Annotated in this window: 17 protein-coding genes; 5 read left to right on the forward strand and 12 right to left on the reverse strand. The window is 66.2% G+C overall.

The window, feature by feature from the left end:
• Nucleotides 1-3 precede the first annotated feature (3 nt).
• From CFB40_RS14185 to CFB40_RS14195, 3 genes are all read right to left on the reverse strand, one after another.
• The gene (locus CFB40_RS14185; protein WP_089431630.1) at nt 4-1,362 is read right to left on the reverse strand and encodes a D-tagatose-bisphosphate aldolase, class II, non-catalytic subunit; all 1,359 of its coding nucleotides are present in this window, start codon (nt 1,360-1,362) and stop codon (nt 4-6) included.
• Nucleotides 1,350-2,306, reverse strand: coding sequence for a sugar kinase (locus tag CFB40_RS14190; protein WP_089426210.1), 957 nt, complete (start codon nt 2,304-2,306; stop codon nt 1,350-1,352). The genes CFB40_RS14185 and CFB40_RS14190 overlap by 13 nt, the downstream gene beginning before the upstream one ends.
• Nucleotides 2,307-2,402: 96 nt before the next feature.
• Nucleotides 2,403-3,179 (reverse strand): L-iditol 2-dehydrogenase, encoded by a 777-nt coding sequence (locus CFB40_RS14195; protein WP_089431631.1) that lies wholly within the window; start codon nt 3,177-3,179, stop codon nt 2,403-2,405.
• A gap of 329 nt (nt 3,180-3,508) precedes the next feature.
• Here CFB40_RS14195 and CFB40_RS14200 point away from each other — a divergent pair, with 329 nt between their 5' ends.
• From CFB40_RS14200 to CFB40_RS14215, 4 genes are read left to right on the forward strand one after another with little or no spacing between them, the layout of a single operon-like run.
• On the forward strand, nt 3,509-3,970 hold the full coding sequence (locus CFB40_RS14200) for a Fur family transcriptional regulator (protein ID WP_011353040.1): 462 nt from the start codon (nt 3,509-3,511) through the stop codon (nt 3,968-3,970).
• A gap of 46 nt (nt 3,971-4,016) precedes the next feature.
• Entirely contained in the window at nt 4,017-4,931 is a 915-nt protein-coding gene (locus CFB40_RS14205; protein WP_089431632.1) for a metal ABC transporter solute-binding protein, Zn/Mn family, read from the forward strand.
• 15 nt (nt 4,932-4,946) lie between these two features.
• A complete protein-coding gene (locus CFB40_RS14210; protein WP_089431633.1) occupies nt 4,947-5,843 on the forward strand; it encodes an ABC transporter ATP-binding protein in 897 nt (298 codons plus the stop codon).
• Nucleotides 5,836-6,618: a metal ABC transporter permease gene (locus CFB40_RS14215; protein WP_027789245.1), complete on the forward strand. Its 783-nt coding sequence runs from the start codon at nt 5,836-5,838 to the stop codon at nt 6,616-6,618. The genes CFB40_RS14210 and CFB40_RS14215 overlap by 8 nt, the downstream gene beginning before the upstream one ends.
• Nucleotides 6,619-6,756: 138 nt before the next feature.
• On the opposite strand, the gene fghA is transcribed toward CFB40_RS14215, so the two are convergent.
• The 3 genes from fghA to CFB40_RS14230 all read right to left on the reverse strand — a co-directional run bounded on the left by fghA (nt 6,757) and on the right by CFB40_RS14230 (nt 10,455).
• Nucleotides 6,757-7,605: an S-formylglutathione hydrolase gene (fghA, locus tag CFB40_RS14220; RefSeq protein WP_089431634.1), complete on the reverse strand. Its 849-nt coding sequence runs from the start codon at nt 7,603-7,605 to the stop codon at nt 6,757-6,759.
• A 16-nt stretch (nt 7,606-7,621) separates the two neighbouring features.
• Nucleotides 7,622-8,728 carry an S-(hydroxymethyl)glutathione dehydrogenase/class III alcohol dehydrogenase gene (locus CFB40_RS14225; protein WP_011353045.1) on the reverse strand — a complete coding sequence of 369 codons (1,107 nt, stop codon included), beginning with the start codon at nt 8,726-8,728 and terminating at the stop codon, nt 7,622-7,624.
• A gap of 275 nt (nt 8,729-9,003) precedes the next feature.
• Nucleotides 9,004-10,455 carry a xylulokinase gene (locus CFB40_RS14230; protein WP_089431635.1) on the reverse strand — a complete coding sequence of 484 codons (1,452 nt, stop codon included), beginning with the start codon at nt 10,453-10,455 and terminating at the stop codon, nt 9,004-9,006.
• A 439-nt stretch (nt 10,456-10,894) separates the two neighbouring features.
• Here CFB40_RS14230 and CFB40_RS14235 point away from each other — a divergent pair, with 439 nt between their 5' ends.
• The gene (locus tag CFB40_RS14235; protein WP_174972934.1) at nt 10,895-12,271 is read left to right on the forward strand and encodes a nucleobase:cation symporter-2 family protein; all 1,377 of its coding nucleotides are present in this window, start codon (nt 10,895-10,897) and stop codon (nt 12,269-12,271) included.
• A 249-nt stretch (nt 12,272-12,520) separates the two neighbouring features.
• Here the strand turns inward: CFB40_RS14235 and CFB40_RS37995 are convergent, their stop codons facing one another.
• From CFB40_RS37995 to CFB40_RS14265, 6 genes are all read right to left on the reverse strand, one after another.
• Nucleotides 12,521-12,940, reverse strand: coding sequence for a hypothetical protein (locus CFB40_RS37995; protein ID WP_143329844.1), 420 nt, complete (start codon nt 12,938-12,940; stop codon nt 12,521-12,523).
• A gap of 57 nt (nt 12,941-12,997) precedes the next feature.
• Nucleotides 12,998-13,651, reverse strand: a complete 654-nt coding sequence (locus tag CFB40_RS14245) for a M35 family metallo-endopeptidase (RefSeq protein ID WP_089431637.1) — start codon at nt 13,649-13,651, stop codon at nt 12,998-13,000.
• The gene (locus CFB40_RS14250) at nt 13,648-14,202 is read right to left on the reverse strand and encodes a hypothetical protein (RefSeq protein ID WP_089426220.1); all 555 of its coding nucleotides are present in this window, start codon (nt 14,200-14,202) and stop codon (nt 13,648-13,650) included. The genes CFB40_RS14245 and CFB40_RS14250 overlap by 4 nt, the downstream gene beginning before the upstream one ends.
• Nucleotides 14,199-14,876 (reverse strand): PAAR domain-containing protein, encoded by a 678-nt coding sequence (locus tag CFB40_RS14255; RefSeq protein ID WP_089426221.1) that lies wholly within the window; start codon nt 14,874-14,876, stop codon nt 14,199-14,201. The genes CFB40_RS14250 and CFB40_RS14255 overlap by 4 nt, the downstream gene beginning before the upstream one ends.
• 483 nt (nt 14,877-15,359) lie before the next feature.
• On the reverse strand, nt 15,360-16,883 hold the full coding sequence (locus CFB40_RS14260; RefSeq protein WP_089431638.1) for an efflux transporter outer membrane subunit: 1,524 nt from the start codon (nt 16,881-16,883) through the stop codon (nt 15,360-15,362).
• Nucleotides 16,883-20,083 (reverse strand): efflux RND transporter permease subunit, encoded by a 3,201-nt coding sequence (locus CFB40_RS14265; protein WP_069248738.1) that lies wholly within the window; start codon nt 20,081-20,083, stop codon nt 16,883-16,885. Before CFB40_RS14265 ends, CFB40_RS14260 begins: the two co-directional genes overlap by 1 nt.
• Between the last annotated feature and the right edge of the window lie 8 nt (nt 20,084-20,091).

Consider the following 20,091-nt stretch of genomic DNA (forward strand, 5'->3'; position numbering starts at 1 on the left):
CCGTCACGCCGGCCGCTGCATTCCGCACGCGCGCGCATAGTGCGCGATCACGTCGCGTATCCGGTGCCGCACCCACGCGCGCGGCGCTTTCGCGAGGCCGCCCGCGCGGCAGGCCGCGTACACGTCCGGCAACCACTGCGCGACGAGCGTTTCCGGCACCGGCTGCCGCGCGAGGTTGTCGAACAGTTGCTCGACCGCGGCCGCGACGGCCGGCTGCAGCCAGTAGTAGCGGATCCGGTCGCTGTAGCTGAACTGGCGCGCGAGCCGCTGCTCGGTTTCGTCGCCGCGGTAATACGGTGCCCAGTGCTCGGGCTGCGCGCGCATCGCGGCATCGACGACGTCGCGCAACCGCGAGCGCTGCGCGACGTCGTCGATCAACGCGTCCTCGATGAAGGTCAGCGCGAACAGCGCCTCGCGCAGCGCGAACGTCAGCGCGGGGCCGACCTTCAGCACCGCGAAGTGGTCGCGCACGAGCGCGGCGAGCGCACCCTCGGTCTGGTAGTCGGTCGAATGCGCTTCGAACACGAGGCCCGGTGTCTGCAGGATACTCGCGCCGAGCGACGCGGCCTTGGCGCTGTCGTAGTCGAGCACGTGGCGATCGTCGAAGTCGACCCCCGGCTGCGCGACGATCGCGACGACACGCGTCCACGCATCGTCGAGCCCGGCCGCCGCGAACGCGTGGCGGTGCGCATCGAGCGTCGCCGCGATGCTGTCGCTGCGCGTGACGGCGATCTGCGTGATCGCTGCGTCTCCGTCGCCGCCGCTGCCGCTGACTTCGCCGCCCGGCGTCGGCACCTCGGTGCCGATCACGTAGACGGGCGCGAGGCCGGCGCGCGCTGCCGCGTCTTCCGCCGCGCGGCACAGCTCGGCCGCGCGCGCGGCGATCGTGCGATCGTCGAGCCGCGCCGGATCGTCCGCGCACGCCATGCTCGCATCGAGGTGGATCTTTTCGAAGCCGGCTTCGACGTATGCGGCGACCATCGCACTCGCTTCGCGCATCGCATCGGCCGCGCGGCGATGCCGCCACGGGTTCGGGCCCAGATGGTCGCCGCCGAGCACGAGCGCCGACGGCGGCAGCCCGCAACGCAGCGCGATCGCGTCCACGTCGCGGCGGAAATCGGCAGGCGTCATGCCCGTATAGCCGCCGAGATGGTTCACCTGGTTGCAGGTCGCCTCGATCAGCAACGGCGAGCCGTCCGCGCGCGCCGCTTCGCACGCGGCCTCCAGCACGAGCCGGTGCGCGCTGCAGATCGAATAGATGCCGCGCTGCGCGTTAGCGCGGTTTGCGTCGAAGATCATCCGCAGCACGGCGTCCGCGTGCGCGGTGCGCGAACGTTCGGCGAAGGTCGTCAGGCCGGACATGCGATACCTCGTTCGGTCAGGAAACGGTCGATTTCGGCCGCGCTGCTGTTGCCCTCCATCGGGCCGCGCCGCGTGACCGCGATCGCCCCGGCCGCGTTCGCGCGGCGCAGCGCGACCTCGATCGGCACGCCGGCGACGAGGCTCGCGACCAGCGTGCCGCCGAAGCAGTCGCCGGCGCCGGTCGGATCGACTTCGTCGACCTGGAACGCCGGCGCTTCCGCACGGTTCGCTCGATCGAATGCGACGCTGCCTTGCGCACCGCGTTTCAGCACGACCCGCTCGAGCAGCGGATGCGTCGCTAGCAGGCCCGCGATCGCCCGCTCGGCCGGCTGCGGCCCGCAGAAGAACGGCAGGTCGGCTTCGCTCGGCAGGAACAGGTGGCACGCGGCGAGCATCGCGTCGAGCGCCGCGCGCATCGGGCGAAAACTCAGCATTTCGGGCCGCACGTTCGGATCGAACGACACCTTGGCGCCGGCGCGCGCGGCCTCGATCACGCCGCGCTGCACGGCCGCGATCGCCGATTCGCTCGTCAGCGACGAGCCCATCACATGGAAATAGCGGCAGCCGTCGAACATCGCGGTATCGACATCGGAATCGTCGACACACGCGGCCGCACTGGTGGACAGCGTGAACACGAAACTGCGCGAGCCGTCGTCGCGATACGCGACGAACGCGGTGCCGGTCGGGCGTGCGACGCGACGGATGCGCGCGACGTCGACACCATCGCGTTCGAGCCGCGCGACGATCGCGTCGCCGAATGCGTCGCGACCGACGCAGCCCGCATACGCAACACGTGCGCCAAGCCGCGCGGCCTGGTCGGCGAAGATCGCCGGCGCACCGCTCGGGAACGGCCCCTCGAACAGGCCCGGCGTATCGAAACCCTGGCCGCGCTCGGCGGCGACGAATTCGGCGAGCAGTTCGCCTGCCACGACGATCTCGGCCATCAGGCGAGCCCTCCTCGTTCGACGGCGGCCGCGACGTGCGCGACAACGGCCTCGTCTCGGGCCGGCCGGCGGGTGGCGCGTGCGAGCGGCGCCATATCAGTTCATCCAGTTGCCGCCGTCGACGTTCAGCGTCTGGGCGGTGATGTAATCAGCGTCGGACGACGCGAGGAACAGCGCAGCACCCGTCAGGTCGCCCGGCACGCCCATGCGGCCGAGCGGCACGGCTTCGCCCACCAGCCGCTTCTTCTCGCCGAGCGGCCGGTTCTCGTAGCGCGCGAACAGCGCATCGACCTGCTCCCACATCGGCGTGTCGACGACACCCGGCGCGATGCCGTTCACGTTGATCCGGTGCGGCGCGAGCGCGAGCGCGGCCGACTGCGTGTAGCTGATCACCGCGGCCTTGGTCGCGCAGTAGTGCGAAACGAGCGCCTCGCCACGACGCCCGGCCTGCGACGACATGTTGACGATCTTGCCGCCACGGCCCTGCTCGACCATCCGCTGCGCGACGGCCTGCATCAGGAAGAACAGCCCTTTCACGTTGACCGAGAACAGCCGGTCGAACACGTCCCACGATTCGTCGAGGATCGGCCGCATGTCGAACAGCGCCGCGTTGTTGAACAGGATGTCGACGCCGCCGAAGCGCTCGACCGCCGTGGTGACGATCCGCTCGATGTCGTCGCGGCGCGTGACGTCCGCGGTGACGGCCACCGCGCGGCCGGGGTTCGCCTCGATGAGCCGCGCGAGCGAGCCGCCTGCCGGCTTCAGGTCGACGAGCACGCAGCGTGCGCCCTCGTCCAGATAGCGTTGCGCGACCGCCTCGCCGATGCCGCTTGCGGCGCCCGTCAGGATTGCGACCTTGTCTTCCAGTCTCACTGGCTGTCTCCGGTTCGTTCTGCTTGTCGACGGCCGCGAGGTGAGCGAACGCTCGCCAACCGATCAATTGCTCTGTTAGTGATCGAATGATCGGACACGCGATTCGCGCTGTCAAGGCGACGTGACGGCTTTCTATGACGCGCTGCGGCACAACGGCGCAGCGTGGCGGCCCGCCGCGCACACCCGGCAAGGCGTAGCGCACACGGTGCGGCGCGGTCGTAGCGGCGATGAAGGGGACGGAGCGAGGACGGAAACGGGATTTCGCGCTGCACGGCGCGGCGATACGTTATATCATCGCCATACTTTGTTTCATCGCCCTGCTTCACGCCATGGCTACCTCATCGTCCATTGACGCCCGGCTGTCCCGGGCCGACGCATTCGCCGCCGAGCACGGGCTCGCGTGGACGCCGCTGCGCCGCCAGGTCTACGAACGCGTGCTGGCCGCGCAGCGCCCGATCGGCGCGTACGACCTGCTCGCCGAGCTCGAGCCGCAGCGCGGCCGCGTGCCGCCCACGACCGTCTACCGCGCCCTGGATTTCCTCGTCGAGCACGGCTTCATCCACCGGATCGAATCGAAGAACGCGTTCTTCGCGTGCTGCGAGATCGGCGTGCCGCACGAAGGCCAGTTCCTGATCTGCGACTCGTGCGGCGACACCGTCGAGATTCCCGGCGGCGACCTCGCGAAGCAGTTGTCCGCGAGCGAGCCCGCGCACGGTTTCGAAGTCCACCACCAGGTCGTCGAGCTGAGCGGCCTGTGCGGGCACTGCAAGCACAAGCCCGTGCAACGCTGACGCGTTTCGCGCGGCGCCCGCGCCGCCCCTTCCAACGAGGAGTTCCATGTCCATTGCCCTGAAGCGCGCGCCGCGGCGCGCCCTGTCGCCTGTCCGCTGGCTCGCCGCCACCGTTGCCGCCCTGTCGCTCGCGGCGCCCGCGTTGGCGCAGGCCGCGACCGTCAACGTCGTGGCTGCCGAGAATTTCTACGGCGACGTCGCGTCGCAGATCGGCGGCAGCCATGTCGCGGTGACGAGCATCCTCAGCAATCCGGACCAGGATCCGCACCTGTTCGAAGCGAGCCCGAAGACCGCCCGGGCGCTCCAGCACGCGCAGGTCGTGATCTACAACGGCGCCAACTACGATCCGTGGATGAGCAAGCTGCTCGGCGCGTCGAAGCAGGCCAAGCGCGCGACGATCGTCGTCGCCGATCTGGTCGGCAAGAAGGCCGGCGACAACCCGCACCTGTGGTACGACCCGGCGACGATGCCGGCCGCCGCGCGCGCGATCGCGGCCGAGCTCGGCCGCGCCGACCCGGCGAACAAGGCCGAATACGATGCGAACCTGCAGAAGTTCGTCGCGTCGCTCAAGCCCGTCGACGACAAGGTCGCCGCGCTGCGCGCGCAGTACAAGGGCGTGCCGGTGACGGCCACCGAGCCCGTGTTCGGCTACATGTCCGACGCGATCGGCCTCGACATGCGCAACCAGCGCTTCCAGCTCGCGACGATGAACGACACCGAAGCCAGCGCCCAGGACGTCGCCGCATTCGAGAACGACCTGCGCAAGAAGCAGGTACGAGTGCTGATCTACAACAGCCAGGCCGAAGAACCGATGACCAAGCGCATGCTGAAGATCGCGCGCGACGGCGGCGTGCCGACCGTCAGCGTCACCGAGACGCAGCCGGCCGGCAAGACCTTCCAGCAATGGATGGCCGGCCAGCTCGACGCGCTCTCGACCGCGCTGGCCGCCGGCAAGAAATAAACACTCCGTAACGACATGACCGTCACTCCTCACGCACTCGCCGTCGATCGCGTCACGCTCGAACTGGGCGGGCGCACGATCCTGCGCGACGTCAGCTTCTCGATCGAACCCGGCGAATTCGTCGGCGTGCTCGGGCCGAACGGCGCGGGCAAGACGACGCTGATGCGCGCGGTGCTCGGCCTCGTGCCCGTGTCGGCCGGCACGCTGTCCGTCGGCGGTGTGCCGGTCGTGCGCGGCAACGCGTCGATCGGCTACATGCCGCAGATCCGAAGCGGCCTCGCGAACCGCCGGATGCGCGGCTACGACTTCGTCGCGATGGCCGCCGACGGCCACCGCTGGGGGCTGCCGCACACGAACGCGGCGACGCGCCGCGACGTCGACCGCGTGCTCGACCTCGTCGGCGGCCCGACGCTCGCGCGCCGGCCGTTGTCGGAACTGTCCGGCGGCGAGCGGCAGCGCCTGCTGCTCGCGCAGTGCCTGCTCGGCAACCCGAAGCTGCTGCTGCTCGACGAGCCGCTGATCAGCCTCGACCCGAACCACCAGCGCGGCGTCGTCGAACTCGTGCGCAACGTGCAGCGCGAGCTCGGCATCACCGTGCTGTTCTCCGCGCACGAACTGAATCCGCTGCTGAACGCGCTCGACCGCGTGCTGTATCTCGGCAACGGCGTGGCCGCGCTCGGCACCGTCGACGAGGTGATCACGAAGCCGGTGCTGTCACGGCTCTACGGTTCGCCGATCGACGTGATGCGCGTGAACGGCAAGATCTTCGTGATGTCGGGCGACGTCGAGGTCGAGAAGCACGATCACGAACACGAGGACGACGATGGTCACTCGCACGGCGGTGGCGGTGGCGGCGGCCACGGCCATCACCACCACGGACACGCTCATCCCGGGCATTCGCACGATGTTTGAATACGACTTCATGATCAACGCCTTCGCGGCGTCGGGGATCGTCGCGGTGCTCGCGGGCATCGTCGGCTACTTCCTGGTGCTGCGCGGGCAGACCTTCGCCGGCCATGCGCTGTCGCACGTCGGCTTCACCGGCGCGACGGGCGCGGTGCTGCTCGGCATCTCGCCGATCTGGGGGATGGTCGGCTTCACGCTCGCGGCCGGCATCGGGATGGGCGCGCTCGGCGAGAAGCTCGCGGGCCGCGACGTCGCGATCGGCGTGATCCTGTCCGGCGCGCTCGGCTTCGGCCTGCTGTTCCTGCATTTCTACACGTCGTTCGCGACGCAGGTCACCGCACTGCTGTTCGGCAACGTGCTCGCGGTGAGCCACGACACGCTCGCGGTGCTCGCCGGCATCGGCGCGGTGAGCCTGCTCGCGCTCGCGCTGATCGCACGGCCGCTGCTGTTCGCGTCGTTGCAGCCCGAACTGGCCGAAGCCAAGGGCGTGTCGCTGCGCACGGTGTCGATGCTGTTCCTCGCGGTGTGCGCGCTCGCGGTGGCCGCGGCGACGCAGATCGTCGGCGTGCTGCTGGTGTTCACGCTGCTGGTCGGGCCGGCTGCCGCCGCGCAGAACGTGACGACGCGGCTGTCGACCGGCGTGCTGCTCGCCGCGCTGTTCGCGTTGTTCGAAGCGTGGCTCGGCATCGTGCTCGCGTATCACACCGACTGGCCGACGAGCTTCTGGATCACCGCGCTGTCGGCGCTCGTGTACGGCGCGAGCCTGTTGCGGCGCCACTGAGCACCGCCAGGCGGATTGCCGCCCGAAGGAAATAGAAAACGCCGGCGTGCCCGAGGGCAGCGCCGGCGTTTTTTCATGCGCCCGCGATCGTGCCGCGCGCCGTGTGCCGACGTAAGCGTTAGCTGCTTCCCTTCCCGCTCATCGTACGAGCACGCGCGCGTGATGCGCAATGTGATCGGCGATGAACGTCGAGATGAAGTAGTACCCGTGGTCGTAGCCCGGATGGCGGCGCAGCGTCAGCGGCTGGCCGGCCTTCGCGCACGCGGCTTCGAACACGTCGGGGTTCAGCTGGTTCGCGAGGAACTGATCGGCAAGACCCTGATCGATGAGGATGCCGTCCGCGAACTTCGGCGCGTCGGCACGCGCGACGAGTTCGCTCGCGTCGTGTGCCTTCCATGCTTCCCGATCGGCGCCCAGATAACCCGAGAACGCCTTCTCGCCCCACGGGCAGCGCGTCGGCGCGGCGATCGGCGCGAACGCCGACACCGACCGGTACAGGCCCGGATGGCGCAGCGCGAGCGTCAGCGCACCGTGCCCGCCCATCGAGTGGCCGAAGATCCCCAACCGCGCGCCGTCGATCGACAGCTCGGCCGCGACGAGCTCGCGCAGCTCGCCCGTCACGTACGACTCCATCCGGTAATGCGCGGACCACGGCGCCTCGGTCGCATCGACGTAGAAACCCGCGCCGACGCCGAAGTCCCACGCATCGGTCTCGCCCGGCACGCCCGCGCCGCGCGGGCTCGTGTCGGGCATCACGAGCGCGAGGCCGTGCTGCGCCGCGTATTGCTGCGCGCCGGCCTTGATCGCGAACGTCTCGTCGGTGCACGTGAGCCCCGCGAGATAGAACAGCGCCGGCACGCGGCCGTGCGCGGCCTGCGGCGGCAGGTACACCGAGAACTTCATCGGCAGGCCGATGGCCGCCGAATCGTGACGGTAGAAACGCTGCTCGCCGCCGTGGCACGCATGCGAGGAAACGAGTTCGAGCATCGCGGTGCGCTCCCGGTCAGTACAGCACGACCGAGCGGATCGACTCGCCGGCCTTCATCAGGTCGAAGCCTTCGTTGATCCGCTCGAGCGGCAGCGTGTGCGTGATCAGGTCGTCGATGTTGATCTTGCCTTCCATGTACCAGTCGACGATCTTCGGCACGTCGGTGCGGCCGCGCGCGCCGCCGAACGCCGACCCCTTCCACTCGCGGCCCGTCACGAGCTGGAACGGACGCGTGCTGATTTCCTCGCCGGCTGCCGCCACGCCGATGATGAACGACTGGCCCCAGCCCTTGTGCGTGCATTCGAGCGCCTGGCGCATCAGCTTCACGTTGCCCACGCATTCGAACGAGTAGTCGGCGCCGCCGTCGGTCAGCTGCACGATGTGGTCGACCACGTTCTCGACTTCGTTCGGGTTGATGAAGTGCGTCATCCCGAACTTCTTCGCGAGCTCGACGCGCTTCGGGTTGATGTCGACGCCGATGATCTTGTCCGCGCCGACCATCTTCGCGCCCTGGATCACGTTCAGGCCGATGCCGCCGAGGCCGAACACGACGACGTTCGCGCCCGCCTCGACCTTCGCCGAGTACACGACCGCGCCGACGCCCGTCGTCACGCCGCAGCCGATGTAGCAGATCTTGTCGAACGGCGCGTCCTCGCGCACCTTCGCGACCGCGATCTCCGGCACGACGATGTAGTTCGAGAACGTGGACGTGCCCATGTAGTGGAACAGCGGCTTGCCGTCGAGCGAGAAGCGCGACGTCGCGTCGGGCATCAGGCCCTTGCCCTGCGTCGCGCGGATCTTCTGGCACAGGTTGGTCTTGCGCGACAGGCAGAACTTGCACTCGCGGCATTCCGGCGTGTAGAGCGGAATCACGTGGTCGCCCTTGCGCAGGGTGCCGACGCCGGGGCCGACGTCCACCACGACGCCCGCGCCTTCATGGCCGAGGATCGCCGGGAAGATCCCTTCCGGATCGGCGCCCGACAGCGTGTAGTAGTCGGTGTGACAGATGCCCGTCGCCTTCACCTCGATCAGCACCTCGCCGGCGCGCGGCCCTTCCAGATCGACTTCCTCGATCGTCAGCGGCGCGCCCGCCTTCCATGCAATCGCTGCTTTCGTCTTCATCGTGTGACTCCTGTCTGTGTGTGAGGTCGGCCCGGGTCGGCGCGTCAGCGCTCATGTCGGCCGGCGCGGGTGCGCGAGCACCGACGCCGGTTCCATGCTTCGCCCCGGGTTCCAGGCAAAGCGGTCGAAGCCGTGCCGCGCGGCATCGCGCACGGCACGGCGAAAGAATCTCGTGCTCGCCATGATGGCCGGTCCGGCCGCGCATCGCGTGCGGGAAACGGTCGCCGGCTTGCCACGATGCGTCATCGCTGGCGCAAAAGAACAAGTGTTCGAGTTTAATCGCCCGTCGTGAACCATGCATCCGTTCGCGCATACAGATCGACGAAGCGCGCGTGGCGCGCGGCCAGCGCGCGATCGTCGTGCGGCGCGGCAACCGGCGACGCGGCCGGCGCCAGCGCGTGCAGCGCGTCTTCCCGCCAGTGCCCGATCGCGACGCCCGCGAGCAGCGCGGCGCCGCGCGTCGCGGCGTTCGGGCAGTCGATCGCGTGGAGCGACGCGCCGAGCGCATCGGCCAGCAACTGGCGCCAGCGCGGATCGACCGAGCCGCCGCCCGCGAGACGCAGCATCGCGACCGGATCGCCGCGCTCGGCATCGCGGATCGCATCGAGCCCGGCGCGCAACGCGAACGCGACGCCTTCGAACGCGGCGCGCATCATCGCGCCGCGCGTGTCGCCGAGCCCGAGGCCGAGCCAGCCGCCGCGCGCATCGGGGTTCATCCACGGCGAACGCTCGCCCGTCAGGTACGGCAGGAAGCACAGGCGTTCCGACGCCGCGTGGGCGAACGCGTCGTCATACGCATCGGCCCACTGCTCGTAGCCGAGCCAGCCGCGCACGGCTTCGAGCGCGAGCCCGACGTTCTGCATCGCGGCCATCGTGTAATAGCCGCCGCCGGCCGCCGCGCGATAGCGATGCAGCCCGCGTCGTGCGGGCGGTAGCGCATCCGCGAGCACGACGATCTGGCCGCCGCTGCCGGTCGTCAGCAGCGCGTCGCCGGCGGCGGCCAGCCCGCTGCCGAGCGCCGCGCATGCGGTGTCGGCCGCGCCCGTCGCCAGCGGCACGCCGGCCGGCAGGCCAAGCGCTGCGGCCGCCTGCGCGCCGAGCGTGCCGCAGCGCGCGCTCGACGGAAGGACCGATGCGAACCGGTCGGCCGGCAGGCCGAGCGCGTCGATCAACGCGAGATCCCATGCACCGTCGGGTGTCGCGAGCGCGGTCGCGCACGCGTCGCTCGGATCGGCCGCGACGTCGCCGCCCAGCGCAATGCGCAGCCAGTCCTTCGGCTGCACGGCCCAGCGCGCGGCGCGCAGCGCTTCGGGTTCATGCGTGGCCAGCCAGCGCAACAGCGGGCCGGCCATGCCCGGCGCGACGGGGTTCGGGGCGACGGGCAAGCCGGCGGCCGGCCAATCGGCCACGTCCGCTTCGCGCACCGCGCGCGTGTCGGGCCACAGCAGCGCGGGACGCACCGGCTGCCCGGCCGCGTCGATCAGCACGACACCGTGCATCTGCCCCGAGAACCCGATCGCCGCCACCTGCGCACGCTCGTCGGCCGGCAGCCGCGCGGCCGCGCGCACGAGCGCCTGCCACCACGTATCGGGCACGATCTCCGCCCAGCCGGGCTGCGGCGACGACAGCGCATAAGGTTCGCTCGCGACTGCCCGCTCGACGCCGTCGGCATCGAGCGTGACGAGTTTGACGGAGCCGGTGCCGAGGTCGATTCCGAGCAGGCGCATGACGTGAGGGCGAATTCGAATGAACGGATGTCGATGATAACGGGATCGTGATGTGCGCCCCGTTTTTTGCCGCTACCGCGGCGGGCCGAACACGCGGTCGCCGGCCGGGTTCCACCCGGCTGCACCTTGCAGGCAAAAGCGGCCGTTCGCGGGTTAACCCGGCACGATTTTTCCCAGGCACTTTTTGCCACTATGCCGCCCACCCGATACACACCATAAGGCGGCCTATATTTGACACGGGGGCCGGCGCTATTTTGAAGGGCTATAAAACCGGGGAACCTCACTCCTGCGGCCGTTTCCCGATGATCGACACCCTGTTCCATGCCGAAATGGCATATCGAACCAGCAAAGAACGGAATAGTACCCAGCGCTCTTGTTGCGTTGATTCATTCCGCATAACTTCGTATCACCCCGAAAACAAGATCATGGAGTGAGACAGATGCAATCGAACACGGTCCATCCGTGCGATGAGGTGCTGCCGACCGGCAAGCTGGTAACGCTTGGCCTGCAGCACGTCCTCGTCATGTACGCCGGCGCTGTCGCCGTGCCGCTTATCGTCGGCGCCGCGCTCAAGCTGCCGAAAGACCAGATCGCGTTCCTGATCAGCGCCGATCTGTTTTCGTGCGGCATCGCGACGCTGATCCAGACGCTCGGCCTGTGGATCTTCGGGATCCGCCTGCCCGTCATCATGGGCTGCACGTTCGCGGCAGTCGGCCCGATGATCGCGATCGGCACCAACCCCGGCCTCGGCATCCTCGACATCTTCGGCTCGACCATCGCGGCCGGCATCATCGGCATCGTGCTCGCGCCGATGATCGGCAAGCTGTTGCGGTTCTTCCCGCCCGTCGTCGTCGGCACCGTGATCGCAGTGATCGGGCTGTCGCTGATGGAAGTGGGCATCAACTGGGCAGCCGGCGGCGTCGGCAACCCCGAATACGGCAGCCCCGTCTATCTCGGCCTGTCGCTGCTCGTGCTTACGCTGATCCTGCTGATCAACAAGTACGGCCGCGGCTTCGTCGCGAACATCTCGGTGCTGCTCGGCATCGTCGCCGGCTTCGCGATCGCCTTCGCGATCGGCCGCGTGAATACCGACGGCGTCGCGCACGCACCTTGGGTCGGCTTCGTGATGCCGTTCCACTTCGGCCTGCCGCACTTCGACCCGCTGTCGATCGTGACGATGGTCACGGTGATGTTCGTCACGTTCATCGAATCGACCGGCATGTTCCTCGCGGTCGGCGACATGGTCGATCGCCCGGTCAACCAGGAGCGCCTCGTGCGCGGCCTGCGCGTCGACGGCCTCGGCACGCTGATCGGCGGCATCTTCAACTCGTTCCCGCATACGTCGTTCTCGCAGAACGTCGGCCTGATCGGCGTGACGGGCGTGAAGAGCCGTTTCGTGTGCGCCACCGGCGGCGTGATCCTCGTGCTGCTCGGCCTGTTCCCGAAGATGGCGCAGGTCGTCGCATCGGTGCCGCCGTTCGTGCTCGGCGGTGCGGGCATCGTGATGTTCGGGATGGTGGCGGCGAACGGCATCAAGGTGCTGTCGAAGGTCGACTTCGTGAACAACACGCACAACCTGTTCATCGTCGCCGTGAGCGTCGGCATGGGCCTCGTGCCGGTCGTGTCCCCGCACTTCTTCTCGAAGCTGCCGCCCGCGCTCGCGCCGATCCTGCACAGCGGCATTTTGCTGGCATCGGCGACGGCCGTGATCCTGAACATCGTGTTCAACGGCGTGAAAGGCGAGAAGGACGCACGCTGCGACATCCGTCGCGCCGGACACGACTTCGACGGGCGTCCCGCCGACGTGCACCACTGATCGCGTCGAGCCGGACGACGGCGCGGAGAAGCGGTAAGCGGTAACGAAAAACGCCACGGCATGCCGTGGCGTTTTGCTTTGCGGGTGCGGCGAAAGGCGGGGACGCACGGAGCGATCGTGCGAAGTGCTGTGACGGACACACCAAGCACGCGCCGGCTTGTGACGGCCGGCGCTTACTGCATGGTATGCAAGGGGTTGCTTCACACCATCAAAATGTGCAGCACTGCGCGGCGGCTCGCGGCCAAGGCCTCATTTCACTTGGCAAGGACATTCATGCGGGCAACCGGGAAGGAAGTCGATTTCTACTCGTCGGCCATTATCCGGCACACCGCTCAAATGATGCGACTTATAAAGCCTGGCATCGACGTCGATAGGTGCTCGACCAAGCCCCAATGTGACTAGAAGCCCCTTGATACTTTCCGCGCGTTGTTGAGCCAGCACGTGCGGCTGTCTTTCGTCAGCTTCGGCAAGGCCACCGACAGACGTACGATCGAGATTGGGATATTTGAGTTGAAGGTCTATCGCCCAATTGGCCAGCCTTGTGATCTCATCGCTGGACACCTTGGCAGAATCTCTTTCAAACGAAACATCAAGTGTATGGACTGGGGAGCAGGCGAATGTCCCTGCCGAGAAAAATGCGAGTGCGATACATGCAGGTCCTTTTACCATATCAATTTTCCGTTGGACCCAATCAGATTCAACCAGGATCGCGCTGCAACACTGCCTCTAATCCTCATAGATAATATACCCGGCAATGCTATCCGCATTGTCGATTGCGAGATCGGGGCGCGTCCGAGCCAAGACCAAGCACTTGCGCATGAAATATTGATGATCCTGAGCGCCAAAAGTGTCGGAGAAGTGAGTGCACTCATGAATCAGAGTCGATAGCATCGAGTCCTTCGCACTGGATATGGGGCGCATCCCACAAAATTTTTCGTGGATACAAATAGTATGTGTAGCGGTGTCAGGGGCGCAAACATGAGCGACGGCACCATCAGGGTCCTTGTTGTTCGGCGTACAACCAAGATATCGATCAAGCTCCTCTGATTGACGAACAAAGTTTCCAGGCTTGAGATCGCGCATCACCCGACTTACTCGTGCGAGGCCGACTGTCAGACGTTGCCGAATCGTTTCATCGCTTGAGCCAAACCACGTTGCGACGCGTTGACGTTCGAGCGCCCCCCACTTGCGCAAGTCTACGAGCCGTACATCAATCATTTGTACGGCTCTATCGCGTAACGTTAGGACCATACGGCGAAATTCCGCATCAGTCATGTTTGGGCAGATGGGTGGCCCATTCGATATCAATGCTTCGATTAACGAACCTTCTTTCGTGTCCGTCATCGCCTCTGCAATCGCCACACGATCACCGTCACTCATTCTATTTCTCCGATGACCTCGAGCTTTACCGATTCAGCCTCCGGCGTGATCACTCGCACGGTATGCCCCTGCGCATCGGTAATCCCTGAAGCCAGCACGTCGCCACGGCAATTTGTGATCCAATACCGCGCGCCCACAACAGGTTTCCTGGATTTCTTGTTGCGAATAACGAACTGCTGATCGTGGACTGCCATGCCTCTTCTTACAGGGGCGACGCCTAAGCCATGCTTCCCCGTCAACCGCGCCACCTCGTCTGCGGTAAATGTCATCTTCATGCCGCGCTCGGCATAGAAAACAGGTGGCGGCTTGCAATCGCAGACGTTGATATCACCACTCAACGCCCACGGCTTGCCGTTTGGCCCTGTGCCCGGCCAGCGTGGGCCCTCCGGGGCGACAAACCCTTCCTGCTTGCATGCCGTGCAGTACGTCTTCATGTACAGCGTTGCGATATGCACGCGCGGCGGCGGATTGGAACAGGTTACGTCCTCCAATCCTTCCGTAATCGTGGCGCTGCCGCCCTGATCCCCTTTGGCAAGGAAATAACGAATCATGAGGTCTCGCCTCGATGCACAACGGTTGAACGTTTCACCACTGTGAAGGCGTTAGCAGATACCAGACCATTACGCTCAGGGCTATCGGTAATGACGTCGCCGTTATCTAGTTCGCTACCGACGAAAGCCAGCGGCTGGAAGTCTCCGTTATCCACCAGCCCAAGACCGCTTATGATTCGCGCGGTCGAACCGTCTGCGTAGTGAATTTGATTACCCACGACGCCAGCCTTGCCAAGCCCAACACCGGTGTCCCACGTGCCGGTAGCTTCGCGCAACGCACCGCCTCGCGCGGTCGTGGCTCCTCGTACAGCCAACCTGTATCGCGGCAGTGCAGGCGGCGGCGCATAATCCTCGTTAAACAACCCTCCGGCCGTTTCGCCAGCCGGTACGTGAATTCCCGACAACCGCTGAAGCGTTTCGACGATACGATCGCCGTTGCTCAACCTGCTACCCACCAGCGCAAACGGCTTGTCGCTGCAAATCGCATATTCGCCTGCACCATCCACAATGACGGCCTCGCTGCCATCCTCGTAAGTGACGACATCGCCAACACGGGCAACGACAAGCCCGGCGACTGTGAGGCCGCTCGTGGCCTCGGTTACCCGCCCACCGCGCTCAGTGAGCGCGCCGATGGTGGCAAAAAGATGGGTCGGTGCAGTCTGCTCGCTCTTCATCCGGATTTCCTTTCTCGACAATGGGTGAGAAACGCTTCAAGCAAAATTTGCACGGACGAGAAAGAAGAACCAATCAGACGAGTTCGAATTTCGTATAACTAATCGTTATAAAGACCGTCCAACAGCAAATGAGCCTGAATTGGGCGAAATGAGCGGGGATTTGGCGGCCGGGCTACAGACCACCGGAGAGGGATGATCATCGATTGGGCGAAACGAGAATCTGCACGGTTAGTCCGTACGCGTCGTGCTCGACGGCGCCAGGCCCCTGGATTTCGCGCCCACTGCAGATGTACACGCGTGTCCCGCGTGGATCGCCGCAGCATTCCCACGCGTGGTTACCGCGCACTTAAGGACCAACAATCATGGACTAGCCTTACGTTTCCTTCGTTACGCTTCGCATCGTTCGTAACGGCCAGCTTACGACAGGACTAACAACGTCCTGCCTGCGCGCGAAGCGACCGCACGCAGGCAGGATAACTGCACTTACCCGTTCGTCGCCGTTGCCGACGCAGGCGCCGGAGCGGCCGCCTTGTCGTAGTCGACCGGTGCATCCGGCGCGCGCGGCGCTTCGCCGGCATGCTGGATCCAGCCGCCGCCGAGTGCGCGGTACAGGTTGACCAGGTTCGTCCAGCGTGCCAGACGTGCGCTGATCAGCGACTGCTGCGCGGAATACAGGTCCGTCTGCGCGGTCAGCACCGACAGATAGCTGTCCACGCCGTTCTTGTAGCGCAGGTCCGACAGGTCGAAGCGACGCTGCTGCGCGTGCTCGTTGCGCTCCAGCGCCGCGATCTGCTGGTCGTACGTGCCGCGTGCGGCCAACCCGTCCGCCACGTCGCGGAACGCCGACTGGATCGCCTTCTCGTAGTTCGCGATCTCGATGCGCTTCTGCACGTGCGCAAGATCGAGGTTCGCGATGTTCGCGCCGCCCTCGAAGATCGGCAGCGCGATGCTCGGCGCGAACGACCACGCCGCCGTGCCGGCCTTGAACAGGCCGCCCAGCGTCGGGCTGCCCGTGCCGAATGCGCCCGTCAGCGAGATCTTCGGGAAGAACGCCGCGCGCGCCGCGCCGATGTTCGCGTTCGCGGCCAGCAGCGCCTGCTCGGCCTGCATCACGTCGGGGCGACGCGTCAGCAGATCCGACGGCAGGCCTGCCGGCACGTCCGTCAGCAGGTTCTGCGCGTCGAGCGGCATGCCCGCCGGCAGATCGTCCGGCAGCGGCTCGCCGACCAGCAGCACCAGCGCGTTCAACGCCTGTGCACGCGCACGCGCCTGCGCCTGCTGGTTCGCGAGCGCCGTCTCGACCACCGTCTGCGCCTGACGCAGCTCGAGCTCGGAGCCCGTGCCGTTGTCGAACTGCAGCTTGGTCAGGTCGTACGACGCCTGCGCGGTCTTCAGCGTGTTCTCCGTGACCTGCAGCAGGTCATCGGTCGACAGCAGCGTCAGGTACTGGTCAGCCACCTGCGACACCAGCGAGATCTCCGACGCCTGCCGCGCATACGCGGTCGACAGGTACTGCGCGAGCGCCTGATCCTTCAGGCTCTGCACGCGGCCGAACAGGTCGAGTTCCCACGACGCCGACAGGCCGACGTTGTAGGCGCGCGAGATGTACGGCGCACCGGTCTGCGAAAGACCCTGCGGCACGCGCTGGATATTGCCCGTGCCCGTGCCGTCGAGCGTCGGGAACAGGCCCGCGCGCGTGATCTGGTACTGCGCGCGCGCCGCCTCGATGTTCAGCACCGACACGCGCAGGTCGCGGTTGTTCTTCAGCGCGATCTCGATCAGCCGCTGCAGGCGCGGATCGACGAAGAACTCGCGCCAGCCGATGGCGGTTGCAGCCTGCCCGTTCGCGCTGCGCGCGCCGGCCGCACCCGGCTGCGTCGCGTAGACGCCGCCAGCCGGGTACGCCTGCGCGACGGGTGCATCGGGCCGCTTGTAATGCGGCGCCATCGTGCAGCCCGTGGCAAAGAGCGCGACCGCGATTGCAGTCAAAGCGTGTTTTTGCATCATCACTGTCCCTTGTTGCCTTCGTCGCCGTTGCCCGGCTTCTCTTCGTGGTGCGAGTGCTCCTGAGCCAGGCGCAGCGCCTCGTCGACGTCTTCCTTCTCGCCGCTGAAGATCGCGCGGATCTTCACGAAGAACATCGGGATCATGAAGATCGCGAGGAACGTCGCCGTGATCATCCCGCCGATCACGCCCGTACCGATTGCGTGCTGGCTCGCCGAGCCCGCGCCGTTGCTGATCGCGAGCGGCATCACGCCGAGAATGAACGCGAGCGACGTCATCAGGATCGGACGCAGCCGCAGGCGCGCCGCTTCCAGCGCGGCCTCGATCGGCCCCATCTTCTCCGTCATCTGCAGTTCGCGCGCGAACTCCACGATCAGAATCGCGTTCTTCGCGGACAAGCCCACGGTCGTCAGCAGGCCGACCTGGAAGAACACGTCGTTCTCGAGGCCGCGCATCGTTGCCGCGAGCAGTGCGCCGATCACGCCGAGCGGCACCACCATGATCACCGAGAACGGGATCGACCAGCTTTCATACAGCGCCGCCAGACACAGGAACACGACGAGGATCGAGATCGCATACAGGATCGGCGCCTGCGAACCGGACTGGATTTCCTGGAACGACAGGCCCGTCCACGAGTAGCCGATACCGACCGGCAGCTTCTTCGCGATCTGTTCCATCGCGGCCATCGCCTGACCCGTCGACTTGCCCGGTGCGGCCTGACCCTGGATTTCCATCGCCGACACACCGTTGTAGCGCTCGAGCTTCGGCGAACCGTATGTCCAGTGACCGGTCGCGAACGAACTGAACGGCACCATCCCGCCCGACCCGTTGCGCACGTACCAGATGTTCAGGTCTTCCGGCGTCATCCGGAACGGTGCGTCTGCCTGCACGTAGACCTTCTTGATCCGGCCGTCGGTATCGAGGAAGTTGTTCACGTACTTCGACGCCCACGCGATCGAGAATGTCTGGTCGATCGCATCCGCCGTCACGCCGAGCGCGTTCGCCTTCTCGCGATCGATGTCGACCTTGTACTGCGGCGTATCGTTCAGGCCGTTCGGACGCACACCCTGCAGCGTCGGATCCTTCGAGGCCATCCCGAGCAGCTGGTTACGCGCGGCCATCAGCGCATCGTGGCCGAGACCCGCGTTGTCCGTCAGCTCGAAGTCGAAGCCGGCAGCGGTGCCGAGCTCGGGAATCGACGGCGGGTTGAACGGGATCACGATCGCGTCCTTGTAGCCCGCGTAGCGCCCGAACATCCGGCCGATCAGCGCCTGCACCTTCTGGTTCGCATGCTGACGCTGCGCGTAGTCCTTCAGGCGAACGAACACGAGACCGGAGTTCTGGCCGCGGCCGGCGAAGCTGAAGCCGTTGACCGTGAACGCCGATTCGACGATTTCCTTCTCGTCCTTCAGCAGGTAGTCGGAAATGTTCGCGAGCGTCTTCGCGGTCGTTTCCTGCGTCGAGCCCGACGGCGTCTGCACGATCACGAACATCAGGCCCTGGTCTTCATCCGGCAGGAACGACTTCGGCAGGCGCACGAACAGCAGGCCGACCGCGACGATCACGACCAGGTAGATGATGAGCCAGCGGCCCGAGCGCTTGATCACGTGGTGCACGCCGACGTGGTACTTGTCGCGGCTGTTGTTGAACGTGCGGTTGAACCAGCCGAAGAAGCCCTTCTTCTCTTCGTGATGCCCTTGCGGGATCGGCTTGAGGATCGTCGCGCACAGGGCCGGCGTCAGAATCAACGCGACGAGCACCGACAGCACCATCGCCGACACGATCGTCAGCGAGAACTGACGATAGATCGCGCCGACCGAGCCGCCCGAGAACGCCACCGGCACGAACACCGCCGACAGCACGAGCGCCACGCCGACGAGTGCGCCGGTGATCTGGCCCATCGCCTTGCGGGTCGCCTCCTTCGGTGACAGGCCCTCTTCCGCCATCACCCGCTCGACGTTCTCCACCACCACGATCGCATCGTCCACCAGCAGGCCGATCGCGAGCACGAGGCCGAACATCGACAGCGTGTTGATCGAGAAGCCCACCATCGACATGATCGCGAACGTGCCGAGCAGCACGACCGGCACCGCGATCGTCGGGATGATCGTCGCCCGCAGGTTCTGCAGGAACAGATACATCACGAGGAACACCAGCACGATACCTTCGAGCAGCGTCTTGACCACTTCCTCGATCGACAGCTTCACGAACGGCGTCGTGTCGTACGGGTACTTCACGACGAGGCCGTGCGGGAAGAACGGCGCCAGTTCGTCGATCTTCGCGCGCACGGCCTTCGCGGTCGCCAGCGCGTTCGCGTTGGTCGCGAGCTGGATACCGAGTGCCGCGGTCGGCTGACCGTTGTACTTCGTGTCGAAGTTGTAGTTTTCACCGCCGAGCTCGAGCTTCGCGACATCCTTCAGGCGAACCTGCGAACCGTCCTGGTTGACCTTCAGCAGGATGTTGCCGAACTGCTCGGGCGTCTGCAGCAGCGTCGACTCGGTGATCGTCGCCTGCAGCATCGTGCCCGGCGTGGACGGCGTGCCGCCGATCTGGCCGCCTGCGATCTGCACGTTCTGTGCGGAGATCGCGGTCGACACGTCGACCGGCGTGAGGCCGTAGTTCGTCAGGCGGGTCGCATCGAGCCAGACCCGCATCGCGTACTGCGAGCCGAACAACGTGACGGTACCGACGCCGTTCAACCGGCTGATCGGGTCCTTCACGTGCGACGCCACGAAGTTCGCGAGGTCGTACTTGTTCATGCTGCCGTCTTCGGAGTTGAAGGCGAGCACCAGCAGGAAGCTGCTGCTCGACTTCGTCACCGAGAGGCCGAGCTGCTGCACGACCTGCGGCAGAATCGGCGTCGCGAGCGACAGCTTGTTCTGCACCTGAACCTGTGCGATGTCGGCGTTGGTACCCGGCGCGAAGGTCAGCGTGATCGTCGCGTTGCCCGAGTCGTCACTGGTCGACGACATGTACAGGAAGTTGTCGAGACCGCTCATCTGCTGCTCGATCACCTGCGTCACCGTGTCTTCCACCGTCTTCGCGGAAGCGCCCGGGTAGTTCGCGGTGATCTGGATCGATGGCGGCGCGATCGTCGGATACTGCGAGATCGGCAGCGTGAAGATCGCCGCAACCCCGGCCAGCATCAGGATGATGGCGATCACCCACGCGAAGATCGGGCGATCGATAAAAAACTTTGCCATGAAACAGG

This window comes from Burkholderia sp. AU31652, assembly GCF_002223155.1.
GTDB lineage: Bacteria > Pseudomonadota > Gammaproteobacteria > Burkholderiales > Burkholderiaceae > Burkholderia.